We start from the raw sequence: 15,708 nt of genomic DNA on the forward strand, positions 1-15,708 counted from the left end.
TCGTCTGCATTTAGGCTCAGCGGTTGGTTTTCGAACAGACGCCAACAAGGGACTTGCATTGAACGACAACGACTACCTCCTCGACGATAAGAAACACATCGTATCGATACGGCTGAACAATTTCGACCGGATCGCGGTGCGCTCGACGGCGGCGCGCTTGTTTGTCCGGGAGTCCGAGCTGTACCGCTTCGCGGTTTATCATTTATTGCACCGCTTGCATAAGTTGCACGACGATACCTGTGTCGGCAGCGATTTGTTGCCCTTATTCCTGGAATTCAAGGACGAGATCAACAGTCAACTGGGTTTGAACAAGCATCAACTGTTCAAGATCTTCAATAGTCGCACGCCCGATCCTAACAAATTCGTGGCGATGGCCGACATCGAACTGCTGCTGTTGCCTTTGCATGCGGTTAGGCAGCGCTTGCAACAAATGCCGGACGCGGCCGCCCAACGCCAGCCCGATACCTATGCCTGGTTGTTCGCTTATCTGCGCGAAAAATACCACTTCCGCGACGGCGAAATTCCCGCTCCCCGCCCGGTGGAAGGCGATCCGGACGACGGCGCGGTCGACTGATTGCTCACGCCGCCGCAGTTCCGAGGAATTCCCGGTGCCAAGTCACGAAGTCGCCCGGCGCCAACGGTCTGGCGAAGTGGTAGCCCTGTACTTCGTGGCATTGATGGCTTTTAACGCATTCCAGTTCGGCCAGATTTTCAACGCCCTCGGCGATGGTTTCCAGGCCCAGGCTATTGCCCAGCGCGATGATCGCCTTGACGATAGCTTCGTTGGCCGGCGTGTTTTCGATATCGCGGATAAACGATTGGTCGATCTTGATTTTGTTGATCGGGAAGGTGCGTAGATAACTCAGACTGGAATAGCCGGTGCCGAAGTCGTCAATGGCGAGTTTGACCCCCAAGCTCCGCAATTCGCCCAGAGTTTGCGCGGCGCGGTCGGCGTGGGTCATCACCGCGCCCTCGGTCAGTTCCAGCTCCAGGTGTTCGGGAATCATGCCGGTTTCCGCGATCAACTGCGCGACTCGTCCCGCGAAACCGGGCTGTTCGAATTGCTTCGCCGAAATATTGACCGACATCCGCAGCGCGGGCAGGCCGGCAGCGATCCAGCTCAGGTGTTGCCGGCAGGCCTGGCGCAGCACCCAGTCGCCTATGTCGTGAATTTGGCCGGTTTCCTCGGCGATCGGAATGAATTCGGCCGGCGAAATCGCGCCCAACGTGGCATGCTGCCAGCGCAGCAAGGCTTCGACGCCGACGACCCGCTGGTCGCTCAGCTGAATTTGCGGTTGATAGTGCAGCGAAAATTCACCGTTGCCGAGCGCGCCGCGCAATTCGGCTTCCAGTAGCATGCGTTCCCGCAAGCCGTCGTCGAAATGTTCGGAGTACAGCGCATAGCGATTGCGTCCAAGTTGCTTGGCTTGGTACATCGCGGCGTCGGCCTTGCGGATCAAGCCTTCGGCCGAGCTGTCGTGCAGCGGATACAAGACGATGCCCATGCTGGCGGTGACCTGCAAGGCGTGGTCGTAAACCGGCATCGGCTGGTCCAGCGCGGCGACGATATGGTCGGCAACGGTGGTCGCGGCGGTTTCGCCATCCAGATTCGGCAAGATAATGACGAATTCGTCGCCGCCTAGCCGCGACACGGTGTCGCTATGGCGGACGCACTGGGTCAGTCGCTCGGCCACGGTTTGCAGCAGGCGGTCGCCGACGCTGTGACCCAGGCTGTCGTTGATGTATTTAAAGCGGTCCAAATCGACGAAAATCAGCCCCAGCATCCGCCCACCCCGCAGCGCGCCACGGCAGGCAGTCTCCAGTCTGTCCTTGAACAGCAGGCGGTTCGGTAGGCCGGTCAGTTGATCGTAATGGGCCAGCAAGTACAGATCGCGCTGTTTGCGCTGGGTGATTTCCTCCAGCAGCGCGTGGCCGGTCGCCATGCCGGCGTAAGCGCCGTCGCGCAGAATGATGAAGCCGTTAACCATGTGGCGCATCCCGGCATCGATAATGATCCGCGCCACGTCATCGATGCCGGCGTTGATGTCGACCACGATGGGGTTGGCGTCCATGATTTCGGCGATGCGCTTTTTGTACAGCAAATCGCGGGCGAACGGCCGCAGAAAAATTTCAATGATCCGGCCTCGGTCCATAATGCCGACCGGCATCTGTTCGGCGTCAACGATGGCGACCGCCGGCAAATCTTCGTGGCGGATGAAGTGATCGAGCACATCGACGCAACGGCTGTTCCAGGCGATCGGTTCGACATGGCTCAGCAGGCGTTTGACCGTCGCGGTTTGGCCCGGCGTTTCGTCTAGGGTTTGGTCTTGCCGATGTTTGCGGGCGTCGTTGAGGGCGAGTTCGATGGAATGAATCGGAAACAGCATGAGGCACGCATGGGCAGGGGCGACGACGGCCCAGTATACGAGGGCGGCGTTACGGTTTTATGACGCGGCGCGGACTGGACAGGCGAGGGCGGCTTGGCTATGCTCCGCGCCTGTTGTTGCCTATGCAGGAGTTGTCCCATGACCATCAGTCCCGCGATTTTTCCCCCATTGATCCGCGCCGTTCAGGCCGACATCGCTGCCAACGCCGAGGCTGTTACCGAGTTGGATCAGGCGATAGGCGACGGCGATCACGTTTTCAACCTGCAACGCGGCTTGCAGGCCTTGGCCGAGCAGGCCGACGCGATCGCGCCGCTGGATTGGCCGGCGGCCTGGCAAAAAATCGGCATGACGGTGATGGCGGCGGTCGGCGGCGCGTCGGGCTCGTTGTACGCGACCTTGTTCATTGCGCTGCATAAACACAGTCGGGATAGCTCTGTGTCCGGCTTCGCGGCGGCGTTCGCGGCCGCCGTCGAGGCGGTCAAACAACGCGGCAAGGCCGATGTCGGCGAAAAAACGATGCTGGACGTTTGGGTGCCGGTGGCGCAGGCCTTGCAACAGGATGCCGAAGCCGGCAAATCGCTGGACGAATTGCTGGATCATCTTTGCCAAGTCGCGGCGGCCGGCGTCGAAGCTACCCGCGATATGCTGGCGACCAAGGGCAGGGCGTCGTTCTTGGGCGAGCGTAGTCTGGGCCATATCGATGCCGGCGCCAAAACCGCGCAATTGATCGTCGCGGCGGTGGCCAGGGTGTTGAAAACGGCTTAATTCAGGTGGGGCGTCGAATCTTGATTTGACAGCGTTTCCTCAACAGCCCCAGCGCAACGCGGCGGTATTGACCGGCGCGTCCCACAGTTTCAGCATTTCCTCGTCCAGCACGGTCAGCGTTAGCGAGGCGCCGGCCATGTCCAGCGAGGTTGTGAAATTGCCGACCAGCGAGCGTTGCACGGTCAATCCGCGTTCGCCGCACCGTGCGTGAGCCAACTCGTATAGCAAATGCAATTCGATCAATGGCGTACCGCCAAAGCCGTTGACGTGCAACAGCACGTTTTGGCCGGCGGCCGGCCGTAACTCGTCGAATAGATGCTGGGTCAATTCGGCGACGATGTGGCTGGCGTCGGCCAGTTTGACGGTTTCGCGGCCGCGCTCGCCGTGGATGCCGACACCCATCTCGATTTCGTCGTCGCCAAGGGTAAAGGTTGGATGGCCCAAGGCCGGTACCGTGCAACTGGTCAGCGCGACGCCCAGCGAGGCGGTGGCCGAAACGACCCGTTCGCCCAAGGCTTTGCAAGCCGCCAGATCGTAGCCTTGCTCGGCCGCCGCGCCGACGACTTTCTCGACGATGCTGGTGCCGGCCACGCCGCGTCGACCAATGGCGTGGGTCTTGGGCAGGGAAATGTCGTCGTTGATCAGCACGCTGGCGTTGGGGAGGTCCAGCATCTCGCTAGCCATTTCGAAATTCATCACGTCGCCGGCGTAATTTTTGACGATGAACAACACACCGGCACCGCCGTCGACGGCCTGAGCGGCGGCGATCATTTGATCCGGCGTCGGCGAGGTGAACACCTGGCCTGGACAGGCGGCGTCCAGCATGCCGAATCCGACGAAGCCGCTATGCAAGGGCTCGTGGCCGGAGCCGCCGCCCGAAATCAGCGCTACCTTGCCGGGCTTAAGGTGCTTGCGACGCACGAAATGCGGGGTTTCGTTCAGGTCGACGATGTCGGCGTGGGCCTTGGCGAAGCCGCGCAAACTGGTGGTCAACAAGCTGTCCGGGCTATCGATGAACTTTTTCATGGTTGTTCCGTTCGTGTTGGATTTAACCGGCCAGCTCGCGCAGCATGCGGGTTACGTCGCGGATATCGGGCACTACCCAGGTCGGGCCGTAGTCGGTGGCTTCCACGTCTTTTTCGCTGGATACCCCGGTTAGAACCATCAAGCTGCGAATACCGGTGCGCACCGCACCGAGGATGTCGGTGTCCAAGCGGTCTCCGATCGCGATGGTCTGCGCCAGCGGCGCGCCGAGCAACTCGATGGCTTGCCGGTAGATGATGGGCTCCGGCTTGCCGATAATCATCGGTTGGATGCCGGTTGCGGCGGTCAGCGCCGCCAGGATCGCGCCGTTGCCGTGGGTGATGCCGTGCTCGGTCGGCAACGATATGTCGCCGTTGGTGCCGATGAAATGCGCGCCGGCTCGCAGGTTGAGGGTCGCGGTCGCCAGTTTGTCCCAACTGATTTCCCGGTCCATGCCGCAAACCACCAAATGCGCGTGTTGGTCGGGTGCGGTTTCGTAGAGGCCGGTTAGCGTAAAGCCCAGATCTTGCAGAGGTTTCCAGGTGCCGGTGCCGCCGATCGCGTAGGCGCGGGTGGTTTGGGGATCGTAGCGCTGCGACAAATACAAAGCGGTGGCCATCCCCGAGGTCAGAATTTCTCGCTCGGCCACCGCAACGCCCATTTTTGCCAATTTGGCGACGTATTGCTCGGCGGTCATGCTGGCGTTGTTGGTCGCCAAAATAAACGGCAGTGCCAGGTCGCGCAAGGTTTCGAAAAAGTCGGTCAGGCCGGCTTGCGGCTGGTCGCCGTGCCAGAGTACGCCGTCCATATCGATGATCAGCGCGCGTATGTCGGTAAATGCTTGCATAAAAGTCTCGGTCTTTTTAATTTTTTTAATTTGCCGGGGCCTGGCAAACCGGGATGGTTCGGCCCTTGAGACGCCGGGCGGGGCTGCGGCACGCGTGGCGGCACAGAATTGCATAATCGTTGCTCGTCTGTCCAGTTTAGCTGGGAACTGCGTTTTTTCTTGACTTGCCGCCGATAACCTAGTTTAATGCGCGGCTCTTGACGCCCAGGTAGCTCAGTCGGTAGAGCAGAGGACTGAAAATCCTCGTGTCGACAGTTCGATTCTGTCCTTGGGCACCACGAATACCAAGGCCTTGCAGCAATGCAAGGCCTTTTTTATTTCCTGCGACCTGCCGGTTTCGGCTGGGTGTTTTCCTTGCCGAACGCCGGATTCCGCGCGAAATGTTACGACTTGGTTTACACCTGGATGACAGGGTACATGACGGTTTTTGCCGAACGAATCTTGAGCCGACCGGCGGCTTCCCCAAACGGAGCTGCCGGTCGGCGTCTGCCAGAAGCCCAAATTTAGCCCACTGGCTGGGTGCCAATAGCAGGACGTATTGTTGCATCGCCCTTCCGCTATTTCTTTCTAAAAACGCTCGAAATACGGCAATTCCGGCGCCAAGCCGGTCGCATCGTGGCGACGGCTTGGCGCCGCTCCGCGCTTGGTGGCCGTGGGTTTGGCGTGAGGTGCGTGGCCGCGGTGAGAAGTGCTGGCGCGACGTTGGCCGCCGGAACTGGCGATCTTAAAAAAGCTCATCAAACTTTGTAATTGCTCGGCCTGGCCGGTCATTTCCTCGGCGGTGGAAGCCAATTCTTCACTGGCGGCGGCGTTTTGCTGGGTGATTTGGTTCATCTGATTCATCGCGGTATTGACTTGGGCGACGCCGGCCGATTGTTCTTGCGAGGCGGCGGCGATTTCCTGCACCAGAGCGGAGGTTTTGGCGATGCTGGGCACGATGGCGTCCAGCAAGCGGCCGGCGCTTTCGGCGGTGCTGACGCTGGTTTCGGCCAATAGGCCGATTTCCTGGGCGGCGATCTGACTGCGCTCGGCCAGTTTGCGTACCTCGGCGGCCACCACCGCGAAGCCCTTGCCGTGATCGCCGGCCCTGGCGGCCTCGATGGCGGCGTTCAGGGCCAGCATATTGGTTTGATAGGCGATGTCGTCGATGATGCCGATTTTGCCGGCGATGCTTTTCATCGCCTCGACGGTTTGCTTGACGGCGGCGCCGCCCTCGACCGCTTCCTGCGAGGCTTTGGCGGCCATGCCGTCGGTGACCTTGGCGTTTTCGGCGTTCCGGCCGATGCTGGCGGCCATTTGCTCGATGCTGGCGCTGGTTTCCTCGACACCGGCGGCTTGCTCGCTGGACGCTTGCGACAGCGATTGAGACGTGGATTGGATTTGTTCGGAGGCGCTGCTTATTTGATCGGCGGCCGAAACCACGTCTGTAATGGTTTGGGAGAGCTTGGCGACGGTGTTGTTGAGGCTTTGCTTGACCTGATCGTATGCGCCTTGATATTGGCGGGTGACGGTTTTGGTCAGGTTGCCTTGTTCCATGGCTTCAGCCACGTCAATCGTATCCTTGAAGGCGATGTCCACGGTTCCGGATAGCTGATTCAGCAGTTCCGACAACTCCTTAGTGAAACCGGCTTTACCGGTAATATCCATCTTGACGCTAAAGTCGCCTCGGTTGGCCGCCGAGACGATGTCTCGGATTTCTCCGACAATTTGTTTCAAGTTTCCGCGCAACTGTTCGACAGTGTCGTTGATGAAGGCTTTTTTGCCGGGAAATCGTTCCAGCGGCGCATCCAAGTTGCCTTCGCCGAATAATTGGATGCAGGCCATGGCTTGTTTCTTGACGGCAATGTGGGCGCTCACCATCTCGTTGACGCCTTGCGCCATGGTTTTAAATCCACCCTTGAATCGGGTAGCGTCCACCATGACATCGATATCGCCTTTTTGGTGTTCGCTGGACATATGATCCATCGCTGCCAGCAAGGCTTTAATGGTGTTGCTCATATGCAGCATCGCCGCCATCACGCTCGAGTTGTCGTTGGCGCGAAGCTTAACGGATTGATTCAAGTCGCCCGTGGCGATACCGTTGGCCAATTCAGCGACGACTTCAGGCTCGCCGCCGAGGCAGTTCCACAGTTGCCGAAAGCCTTGCAGGCACAAACCAATAACCGCGAGCAAACTAAGCAGATTTAACGCCGTCGACCACCGCCGCATTTGCGAAACTTCGATATTCAATTGGTTTTTTGCCGAATCGGCTTGCCGTTCCAAAGGACGACTTAATATGTCCAAACTCTCTATCAGTGTGTTGGATCGAGCGTCGAAACCGGTATCCGGTTGCTTCATCGCGCGATTACCGGCTACCTTGCCTTCGGTAAGATATACGCGGGCCATTTCGATACCCACATCGTAAAAACGCTCCAATTTTTCGCGGATTTCGTTTACGGCGGCGTTACTTTGCGGAAGCAGTAATAATATTTCATTCAACAAACGCCGGCTTTCCTCGGCATGCCGCTTGGCGTCGTCGAAGCCTTCTTCGTCGCCGGTCGCACTGATGTCGGTTAGATATTGCTGAATTTGCGAAATGTGGTATTGGAGCAAATGCGCGCGATCTACCGCATCGGTGGCATGCTCGGCTTGCCTGTTGAACTCGGCAATGTTGTCGGCAATCCGGAAGCTGACCGTGATTTGTGCGGCGCCGACCAGACTCAGTAGCAACAGCAAGCGAATCCCCGCCGCGCGTAAACTGAAGCGATGCCGTTCGGATTGAAAATTGCCGTTAGGCTGGGCTAGGATTGCAAAGGGATCAGTGTTCATGCTGGCTCCTGATGTGCGGCATCGTCCGCATTGCTGCTAGCCGGTTGTAATCGATGATTTCCCAGACGCTCAAGATGCCGACGGCTTAAAGTCGCCGCCCGACCGCCCGGCTCGGACGGATTCGGACGGCGAGGCGGTAGCGCTCTAAGCGCGTTGCGCCACAGTGGATTTTAAAATCGCTCGAAATGCTGCAATTCTAGATCCAAGCCCGTTGGATCGTGGTGGCGGGCTGGCGTCGGGCCGAGTTTGATAACCCCAGGTTTGGCGTGATGCGCGTGGCCGCCGTGAGAAACGCCTGAACGATGCCGACCGCCGGAACTGGCGATCTTAAAAAAGCTCATCAAACTTTGCAATTGCTCGGCCTGGCTGGTCATTTCCTCGGCGGTGGCGGCCAGTTCCTCGCTGGCGGCGGCATTTTGCTGGGTGATTTGGTTCATCTGATTCATCGCGTTATTGACTTGGCTGACGCCGGCCGACTGTTCCTGGGAAGCGGCGGCGATTTCCTGCACCAGATCGGAGGTTTTAGCGATGCTGGGCACGATGGCGTCCAGCAAACGGCCGGCGCTTTCGGCGGTGCTGACGCTGGTTTCGGCCAATTGGCCGATCTCCTGGGCGGCGATCTGACTGCGCTCGGCCAGTTTGCGCACCTCGGCGGCGACTACCGCGAAGCCTTTGCCGTGGTCGCCGGCCCTGGCGGCCTCGATAGCGGCGTTCAGGGCCAGCATATTGGTTTGATAGGCGATGTCGTCGATGATGCCGATTTTGCCGGCGATGCTTTTCATCGCCTCGACGGTTTGCTTGACGGCCGCGCCGCCCTCGACCGCTTCCTGCGAGGCTTTGGTGGCCATGCCGTCGGTGATCTTGGCGTTTTCGGCGTTTTGGCCGATGCTGGCCGCCATTTGCTCGATGCTGGCGCTGGTTTCCTCGACGCCGGCGGCTTGTTCGCTGGCGGCTTGCGACAAGGACTGCGAGGTACCGCTGATTTGCTGCGAGGCGTTGCCGAGTTGGTCGGTGGCCTCTCTGACCTCGCCGATGGTTTGCGACAGCTTGATGACGGTATTGTTGAGACTTTGTTTGACTTGATCGTAGACGCCTTGGTAATCGCGGTTAATCGTGCGAGTTAGATCGCCATTTTCCAGGGCTTGGGCCATTTCTATCGTGTCCTGAAACGCCACATTGACCGTATCGGTGATCTGATTGATGCCTTCGGCGACGTTTTTTAAGAAGCCCTGTTTGTCGGCAACGCTAATTGGTCGAAAATCGCCGGCTACCGCGGCTTCGACAACTTGGGATATTTCCCGTTCGGCGTTGACTTCCGCCGAACGCTCCAGCCATTCGATCATCGATCCGCTCCGCCGCCCCTCGTTGTCGTAGGAGGGGCTGGCCGTTAGCCGGAAGATCAAGTTTCCCACCTCGATTTGCACAACATGCGGACTGGTTAGATGGGCTAACAAATTGCGTTGATGGGCGGGATTCCGATGGAATACATCGAAATTCCGACCGAGAATATTGTCCGCCGCAAAATCGCTAAACAACTTGCGCATTTCCGGCTCCGAGCGGCGCATCAAGGCCATGGTGGATTTGTTCAGATAGCGAATCACGCCGTCGTTGTCGGCCAACATCACGTTGATCGAGGCGTTATCCAACGTAGCCTTGATGGTTGCGGACTCCCGCGCCGCTTCCGCGAAGCGACGCAGGTTCTCGCGCACCAAGTCGACGGTGGTGTTGATAAAGGCTTTTTTACCCGGCAATTTCGCCATATCAGCGTCGTAATTGCCTTCCCCAAAGGCTTTAAACACGGCCATGGCTTTCTTCTTTACGTCAATGTGGGCGTTGACCATATCGTTGACGCCTTGTGCCATTTTGCGAAAATCGCCTTGGTATTTTTCAACCGCCATCACCACATCGATATCGCCTTTCTCGTGTTCCTCGGACATGTGATTCATATCGGCGATGAAGCCTTGCAAGTTGCCGCGTACCAAGTCGACGGTTTCATTGATGAATACTTTTTTACCGGGCAGTCTCTCGATATCGGCGTTGAAATCGCCTTGACCGAAGGCCGTAAACACCTTCATGGCTTTTTTCTTGACGTCGATGTGAGCGTTGACCATGTCGTTAACCCCTTGCGCCATGGCCTTGAAACTGCCTTGGAAGCGATCGGTATCTACCATGACATCAATGTCGCCCTTTTCGTGTTCGCTCGACATCCAGGCCATTTGTTCCAACATGTGCTTGATGGTGTCGCTCATGTTTTTCATCTCGGCCATCAAACTGTCCCGATCGTCGTGTTGCAGTTGGAAAGGGTAGGAGAGGTCGCCGACGGCTATGCGTTGGGCAACGCCGACAGCCTCGCCCGGCTCCGCGCCTAATTGTCGTAATAGCGAATTCGCTAAACGCCAAGCGAGATAAAAACCAATCCCGATCGATAACAATGTGCCGGCCAGCATCGTATTTTGTAAGTTAGCGCTACTTTGTTCCGCGGACTGATTGGCCGCTTCCGTCAGTTTTAGCGTGCGCGATAACAGTTGTTCCCCGATCGCCTGTAACTTTTTGAATTCAGGATTGACTTGAGTCAATAACAAACGATGGCCTAGTTCGAAATTCCCGGCTTTGATCGCGTCCCATGCGGGGTTACTGGCGTTTTGCCGGTAAACGTCGCGGGCGCTCAGATATTGGTCGAGCAAAGCTTTTTCTTCCGGGCCGATCGGCAGTTTTTGGTATTCATCGAGCAAATCAGCCATTTGCTTGCGATTGGTTTCGGTCGCTTCGATGTGCAGGCTGAGCGGATGATCGTGCAGTTTGGCGTGCGGCGAGGCTGGATCGTGTTGCAGTGCCAGCATGATGTTGGTGCGGTTGTCGTTATTCAGTTGCAGCATTTTGGCCAATAATTGGCCGGGAACGACTTTGCCGCGGTAGGTGTTGTCCATCGACTCGACGACCGCGTTGATGCCTAGCAATCCGCTACCACCCACCGCGACAGCCAGCAAGGCCATGAAAACGATTAAACTCGTCAAACGCCCTTTAATTGTGCTTATCATGGTTAAATTCTCCCAACTGAGTTGAAGAAGATGCCGAACCATAGTCCGGCGTTGATTCACCGTATGCCGTGCCTGGAGCGAGTGGTTAAGTAAGGCTCGCTAGTTGCCGGTTTTGTTTTTAGATCGACAATCGCCTTCCAAACGTTGGCCGATGCGGTCGCGTAAGCGCTGTCGGGTCGGCTCGAATACGTTCGAACTCGCTGATATCCGGATCGAAAGCCGTGCCGGGGGAGGCGAGGCGAGCTAGAAGCGCTCGAAATGCTGCATTTCCAAATCCAAGCCGGCTTGATCGTGGTGGCGGGCTGGCGTCGGGCCGAGTTTGATAACCCCCGGTTTGGCGTGAGGCGCATGGCCGCCGTGGGAAGTGCTGACGCGACGTTGGCCGCCGGCGTTGGCGATCTTAAAAAAGCTCATCAAACTTTGCAATTGCTCGGCCTGACCGGTCATTTCCTCGGCGGTGGAAGCCAATTCTTCACTGGCGGCGGCGTTTTGCTGGGTGATTTGGTTCATCTGATTCATCGCGGTATTGACTTGGCTGACGCCGGCTGATTGTTCCTGCGAGGCGGCGGCGATTTCCTGCACCAGATCGGAGGTTTTGGCGATGCTGGGCACGATGGCGTCCAGCAAGCGGCCGGCGCTTTCGGCGGTGCTGACGCTGGTTTCGGCCAATTGGCCGATTTCCTGGGCGGCGATCTGACTGCGCTCGGCCAGCTTGCGCACCTCGGCGGCGACCACCGCGAACCCTTTGCCGTGGTCGCCGGCCCTGGCGGCCTCGATAGCGGCGTTCAGGGCCAGCATATTGGTTTGATAGGCGATGTCGTCGATGATGCCGATTTTGCCGGCGATGCTTTTCATCGCCTCGACGGTTTGTTTGACAGCCGCGCCGCCCTCGACCGCTTCCTGCGAGGCCTTGGTGGCCATGCCGTCGGTGACCTTGGCGTTTTCGGCGTTCTGGCCGATGCTGGCGGCCATTTCCTCAATGCTGGCGCTGGTTTCCTCGACGCCGGCGGCTTGTTCGCTGGCGGCTTGCGACAAGGCTTGCGAGGTGGATTGGATTTGTTCGGAAGCGTTGCTTAACTGATTGGTCGCGGAGACGACCTCGGCGATGGTCTCGGACAGTTTGGCGATGGTATTGTTGACGGTGTCCTTGAATTCGCCGAGTTGGCCTTGATAGTTGCCTTTGACGGTTCGCGTCAAATCCCCTTGCTCGACCAGACCCAACACTTCCACCGCTTCGTTAACCGGCAACACGATGCCGTCGATGATGTCGTTGATGCCCTGCACCAATCTGCGGAAGTCGCCTTGGTGCTTGCCGGCGTCGGCGCGGACGTCCAGGCGGCCCTCGGCGGCGGCTTTGATCAAGGTATCGGTATCGGCGATGACGGCCTTCAAGTTCGTGCGTACCAGATCGACGGCTTCGTTGATAAACGCTTTTTTGCCGGGCAGTTTTTCGATGTCGGCTTCGAAATTGCCGTTGCCAAACTCTTTGAATACCGCCATGGCTTTTTTCTTGACCGCGATATGGGCGCCGACCATGTCGTTGACGCCTTGGGCCATGGTCCTAAAACTGCCTTGAAATTTGCCGCCGTCGACGATGGCGTCGATTTCGCCCTTGTCGTGTTCGCGAGCCATATGGTCCATGTCGGTCAGTAGGACTTTGATGGTGTCGCTCATATGCTTCATCGCGGCCATCACGCTAGTGGTATCGCCGGCGGCCAAGCGGATTTCACTGCTAAGATCGCCGATCGCGACTCGGTTGGCCAGCGCGGCCACATCGCCCGGTTCGCCGCCCAGTTGGCGAATCAGTCCTCTCGTCACAAACCAGGCAATCAGTAGGCTAATCAGCAACGCGACCAGCGCGACGCCAAACATGATGGTTTTGCTGCTGTCGTACAAATCGTCGGCATCTTTATAGGCCTGTTTCATCCTTTCGTTTTGGAAATCGTTTACCGCTTTCACTGCGGTCACGTAGGCGGTGTTGTTAGGTGCCCAGTCTTTCAATAGAAATTCGGTGGCGGCGGTCTTACCCTTGGTCTTGTCGGCGAGCAGACTGTAAAACGTGTCGTATTTCGACGAGAGCAGATTGCGCTGGTTGCCGACAGCCTCGAGCAGCGCGCGGCCCTTCTCGGATTGGATCAAGGCATCCAATTTGGCGAGTATGGTTTTGTTCTCGTCGCGATTGGTCTGAGCATCCCGCTTCATTTCCTGAAGTTTGCTTTCGTCGTCGGTCAGTAACATATTGCGCATCAGCCGGCCGTTATCCAGGGTGTTTTCGACCATGTCGCTGGCGTATTTCACCTTGACGAAATCTTCTTCCACAATGGAGCGGGTGGTTTCGGCCAAATTGCCCATATTGGCGATCCCTACCCACACGATAGCGCCCAGCAGGAGCAACACGACTCCAAAGCTAAGCCCCAGTTTTACCGCGATTTTCATGTTGTTAAACATTGGCTCCTCCGTAAAGATTGAATCGACATGTCGGTTTTGTTGATGCCGAATTTGAAACCTTCGGCGAATGAGTGTTCGATGACGTCGAGCGAATTGGCTTGTCGGCTAAATCCGCACGACGATCCCGGTTAATCTAAGCCTAGACGAAAAGCAAGGAATTAGCGGAGCGAAACCGCTAACTTTGCCCGTATCCGGCAAAGTTTAAAAATTGTATTTGGCCGAGAACATGGCCCGGCTGATGTTACCGTTGCGGCCGTCGATCAATTCGCGGCTGCCGTACAGGTATTCAATGCCCAAGGTGGCTTGCGGCAACGGACTCCACAGCAAGTTGGCGTGTACCGATTGGGCTTGGCGAGTCATCGTCGCGGCCACGAAATCGGGCTGGTCGGCTTGCTCGAAACCGTAGGCGAAGCTGCTGCGCCAGGTGTTGCTCCACCAATGTTGGTAGGCCGTCACGGCGCTGTAGACATTGACCAAATGCAGATTGCCGGCCGAATCCAGAGCGGCGTCTTCCAGACGGTTGACCGAAGAATAACGGCCTATCGCGTTGCCGTAATTCAGCGTGAAGCGGATATTGTCGAGTTCGAAGACATCGATTTTGCCGGCCAGGCTGACGCCGCCGCCCCAAGCTTCTCGCGCCGCGCCACTGGTATTGTTGGCATTGCGAATCTGCCGGCCCATCGCCGCCAACGATAGATTGCCCCAGTCCGGTTTGTAGACCAGTTTGGCGATCAGGTCCGGATAGCGATCGTCGCCGGTGGTGGTGAGGTTGTCGTAGGTCAGCGTACCGAGCGCCGGACTCCAGCCGCTGCCGGTCCACAGCGTGCTGTTGGGGGATTCGGCCGCCAGTTGCAAATCCAAGCTCTCGCCGGCCAATTTAAACGGCTGGGTCCAACGCACTAGCGGTTGGCGAAATTTAGCGAGACCGACCGGGCCGGCATTATCCAAAGTGTCCGGTGCCGCCAATTCGTTTAAAAACGTGGTCCAGGTTTGGCCGGCCAGGAAATTGCCGAACGATCCGTAGGCATGGCGCAATCGGGGCGTATAGCTGGCGGCGGCCCCGTACAGATCCAGTTCCAGGTAGGTGTTGATATCGCCCCAAGCGCTGGGTGTGAACGATTTGAACCAGAAGCGGCTTTCCCTGGCGTTGAACGCTAGTTGACTGTCCTCGCCGCGATGCGATACCGGAATATTCGAGATGGACAAATATTGGTCGCCAAACGAGGGCGCGCTGACGCTGTTTTCGTTGACGTCCAGTTTTACGAAGCCGCCGAAGCCCAGCGAGGTGTCGGTGCCGGGTATCTTAAAGGTGCCCTTGGTATCGCCCAACGTGACCGGCGGCTTGGTTTCCGGCTTCGCTTCGATAGGGTTGGCGACGGGACTGGCCGAAACGGCGACGACGCCATTCGCCGCCGGCGGGGATTGGGTCGTCAATTGCCGGTTTTTTGTTGCTCGGCGGCCAAGCGGGTTTCCAGTTCGCGGATTCTGGCATCGGCTTGATCGGCGTGTTGCTTGAGTTCGGCGACTTGGTCGCCGAGTTGCCGCAACAAGGCGCGCACATCGTCGGCCGCTGTCGCGGCTAGCGGAAATACGCCGGTAGCGATGGTGAGGAGCAGGCGAGGATGGCTACGCATTATTGGCCTCCCGGTTTCTTGAAGTCGCGGAACAACTCGTGGCAGGACGTACAGGTTGCCGAAATGGCTTCCAACGTGGTTGGAATCGCGTCGATCTGCAAGGTTTGCGCTTGGGATTTCAGTTGCCCGGCCTGGATCAGCAGTTTATCCGCCAGCGAAGCGAAGACTTTTTGTTCGTCCGATTCAAGATGCAGGTTTGGCATGGCTAGACGCATCGCCGCCAGAGCGTGCTCGACGCCTTCCGCCGCTTGTTGCACGCGAGAGAGGGCTTCGCGGCGTTGGTTGTCCATCTCGTGCTCGGTCAAATTGCGTTCGTACATCAAGTTATGCATGCGTTGCATCGACTGCCGCAGGTCTTGGCTGTCGATGGCGTGCAGGGCCGGTTTGCCGGTGTCGATCAATTTTGGCGGCGCCGGTCGCTGTCCGCCGCTACCGCAGGCTGTCAACGCCAAGGCGAGCAGCGCGTTTGCCGCGTAGCGCCGGGACGACGCCCGCGCTCGCGATCGTGCTGATGGCGCCACGGCAAACGCGGTGCCCAGGGCAGGCGGTACCGTGAAAGCGGTTGCATTCAGCTTAGCGAGGGTGGGCAATGGCATGTGGAATGTCTCCTGGTATGGATGGCGGGCTCGGTTTGAAAGCCGCCGGAGTAAGCCGGTCTTCCAGCCTGTCGGTCAGGCGTAGAAGGGGCTTGATCGGTAATTCCATAAGTGTAGAACGGAATTTGCCGCAAATCGGCTGGCGCTGGAAACGTCGCCGAA

11 protein-coding genes and 1 tRNA gene are annotated in these 15,708 nt (G+C 58.1%); 3 read left to right on the plus strand and 9 right to left on the minus strand.

All coding sequences use genetic code 11. From position 1 onward, the window contains the following. Positions 1-58 precede the first annotated feature (58 nt). Complete coding sequence (locus tag ACP4CD_RS01810; protein ID WP_231883520.1) at positions 59-574, plus strand: hypothetical protein; 516 nt, start codon at positions 59-61, stop codon at positions 572-574. A 4-nt stretch (positions 575-578) separates the two neighbouring features. Here the strand turns inward: ACP4CD_RS01810 and ACP4CD_RS01815 are convergent, their stop codons facing one another. Then, positions 579-2,387 carry a putative bifunctional diguanylate cyclase/phosphodiesterase gene (locus ACP4CD_RS01815; protein WP_064024441.1) on the minus strand — a complete coding sequence of 603 codons (1,809 nt, stop codon included), beginning with the start codon at positions 2,385-2,387 and terminating at the stop codon, positions 579-581. A 138-nt stretch (positions 2,388-2,525) separates the two neighbouring features. Here ACP4CD_RS01815 and dhaL point away from each other — a divergent pair, with 138 nt between their 5' ends. Next, positions 2,526-3,152, plus strand: a complete 627-nt coding sequence (dhaL, locus tag ACP4CD_RS01820; protein WP_313729879.1) for a dihydroxyacetone kinase subunit DhaL — start codon at positions 2,526-2,528, stop codon at positions 3,150-3,152. A 39-nt stretch (positions 3,153-3,191) separates the two neighbouring features. Here the strand turns inward: dhaL and dhaK are convergent, their stop codons facing one another. Then, positions 3,192-4,178 (minus strand): dihydroxyacetone kinase subunit DhaK, encoded by a 987-nt coding sequence (dhaK, locus tag ACP4CD_RS01825; protein ID WP_426993173.1) that lies wholly within the window; start codon positions 4,176-4,178, stop codon positions 3,192-3,194. 22 nt (positions 4,179-4,200) lie between these two features. After that, positions 4,201-5,022, minus strand: a complete 822-nt coding sequence (locus tag ACP4CD_RS01830) for an HAD-IIA family hydrolase (protein WP_426993174.1) — start codon at positions 5,020-5,022, stop codon at positions 4,201-4,203. A 202-nt stretch (positions 5,023-5,224) separates the two neighbouring features. Between ACP4CD_RS01830 and ACP4CD_RS01835 the strand changes: the two genes are divergently transcribed. Then, a tRNA-Phe gene (locus ACP4CD_RS01835) sits at positions 5,225-5,300 on the plus strand. Between the two features lie 289 nt (positions 5,301-5,589). Here the strand turns inward: ACP4CD_RS01835 and ACP4CD_RS01840 are convergent. The 6 genes from ACP4CD_RS01840 to ACP4CD_RS01865 form a co-directional block, all read right to left on the minus strand. Then, positions 5,590-7,830, minus strand: a complete 2,241-nt coding sequence (locus tag ACP4CD_RS01840) for a methyl-accepting chemotaxis protein (RefSeq protein WP_426993175.1) — start codon at positions 7,828-7,830, stop codon at positions 5,590-5,592. A gap of 170 nt (positions 7,831-8,000) precedes the next feature. Beyond that, positions 8,001-10,868, minus strand: a complete 2,868-nt coding sequence (locus ACP4CD_RS01845) for a methyl-accepting chemotaxis protein (RefSeq protein WP_281020752.1) — start codon at positions 10,866-10,868, stop codon at positions 8,001-8,003. Between the two features lie 243 nt (positions 10,869-11,111). Next, positions 11,112-13,316: a methyl-accepting chemotaxis protein gene (locus ACP4CD_RS01850; protein WP_426993177.1), complete on the minus strand. Its 2,205-nt coding sequence runs from the start codon at positions 13,314-13,316 to the stop codon at positions 11,112-11,114. 201 nt (positions 13,317-13,517) lie between these two features. Beyond that, a complete protein-coding gene (locus tag ACP4CD_RS01855; protein ID WP_426993179.1) occupies positions 13,518-14,750 on the minus strand; it encodes a DcaP family trimeric outer membrane transporter in 1,233 nt (410 codons plus the stop codon). Beyond that, positions 14,747-14,950 carry a hypothetical protein gene (locus ACP4CD_RS01860; protein WP_426993181.1) on the minus strand — a complete coding sequence of 68 codons (204 nt, stop codon included), beginning with the start codon at positions 14,948-14,950 and terminating at the stop codon, positions 14,747-14,749. The genes ACP4CD_RS01855 and ACP4CD_RS01860 overlap by 4 nt, the downstream gene beginning before the upstream one ends. Continuing rightward, positions 14,950-15,546 (minus strand): cytochrome c, encoded by a 597-nt coding sequence (locus ACP4CD_RS01865; protein WP_071159302.1) that lies wholly within the window; start codon positions 15,544-15,546, stop codon positions 14,950-14,952. The genes ACP4CD_RS01860 and ACP4CD_RS01865 overlap by 1 nt, the downstream gene beginning before the upstream one ends. Positions 15,547-15,708 lie beyond the last annotated feature (162 nt).

This window comes from Methylomonas stagni (assembly GCF_050154735.1).
GTDB lineage: Bacteria > Pseudomonadota > Gammaproteobacteria > Methylococcales > Methylomonadaceae > Methylomonas > Methylomonas koyamae_A.

Excerpts from the sequence above, each read along its gene's own strand:
- ACP4CD_RS01815 (WP_064024441.1), bottom strand. The coding sequence starts at position 2,387 with ATGCTGTTTCCGATTCATTCCATCGAACTCGCCCTCAACGACGCCCGC.
- dhaL (WP_313729879.1), top strand. The coding sequence starts at position 2,526 with ATGACCATCAGTCCCGCGATTTTTCCCCCATTGATCCGCGCCGTTCAG.
- dhaK (WP_426993173.1), bottom strand. The coding sequence starts at position 4,178 with ATGAAAAAGTTCATCGATAGCCCGGACAGCTTGTTGACCACCAGTTTG.
- ACP4CD_RS01830 (WP_426993174.1), bottom strand. The coding sequence starts at position 5,022 with ATGCAAGCATTTACCGACATACGCGCGCTGATCATCGATATGGACGGC.
- ACP4CD_RS01840 (WP_426993175.1), bottom strand. The coding sequence starts at position 7,830 with ATGAACACTGATCCCTTTGCAATCCTAGCCCAGCCTAACGGCAATTTT.
- ACP4CD_RS01845 (WP_281020752.1), bottom strand. The coding sequence starts at position 10,868 with ATGATAAGCACAATTAAAGGGCGTTTGACGAGTTTAATCGTTTTCATG.
- ACP4CD_RS01850 (WP_426993177.1), bottom strand. The coding sequence starts at position 13,316 with ATGTTTAACAACATGAAAATCGCGGTAAAACTGGGGCTTAGCTTTGGA.
- ACP4CD_RS01860 (WP_426993181.1), bottom strand. The coding sequence starts at position 14,950 with ATGCGTAGCCATCCTCGCCTGCTCCTCACCATCGCTACCGGCGTATTT.
- ACP4CD_RS01865 (WP_071159302.1), bottom strand. The coding sequence starts at position 15,546 with ATGCCATTGCCCACCCTCGCTAAGCTGAATGCAACCGCTTTCACGGTA.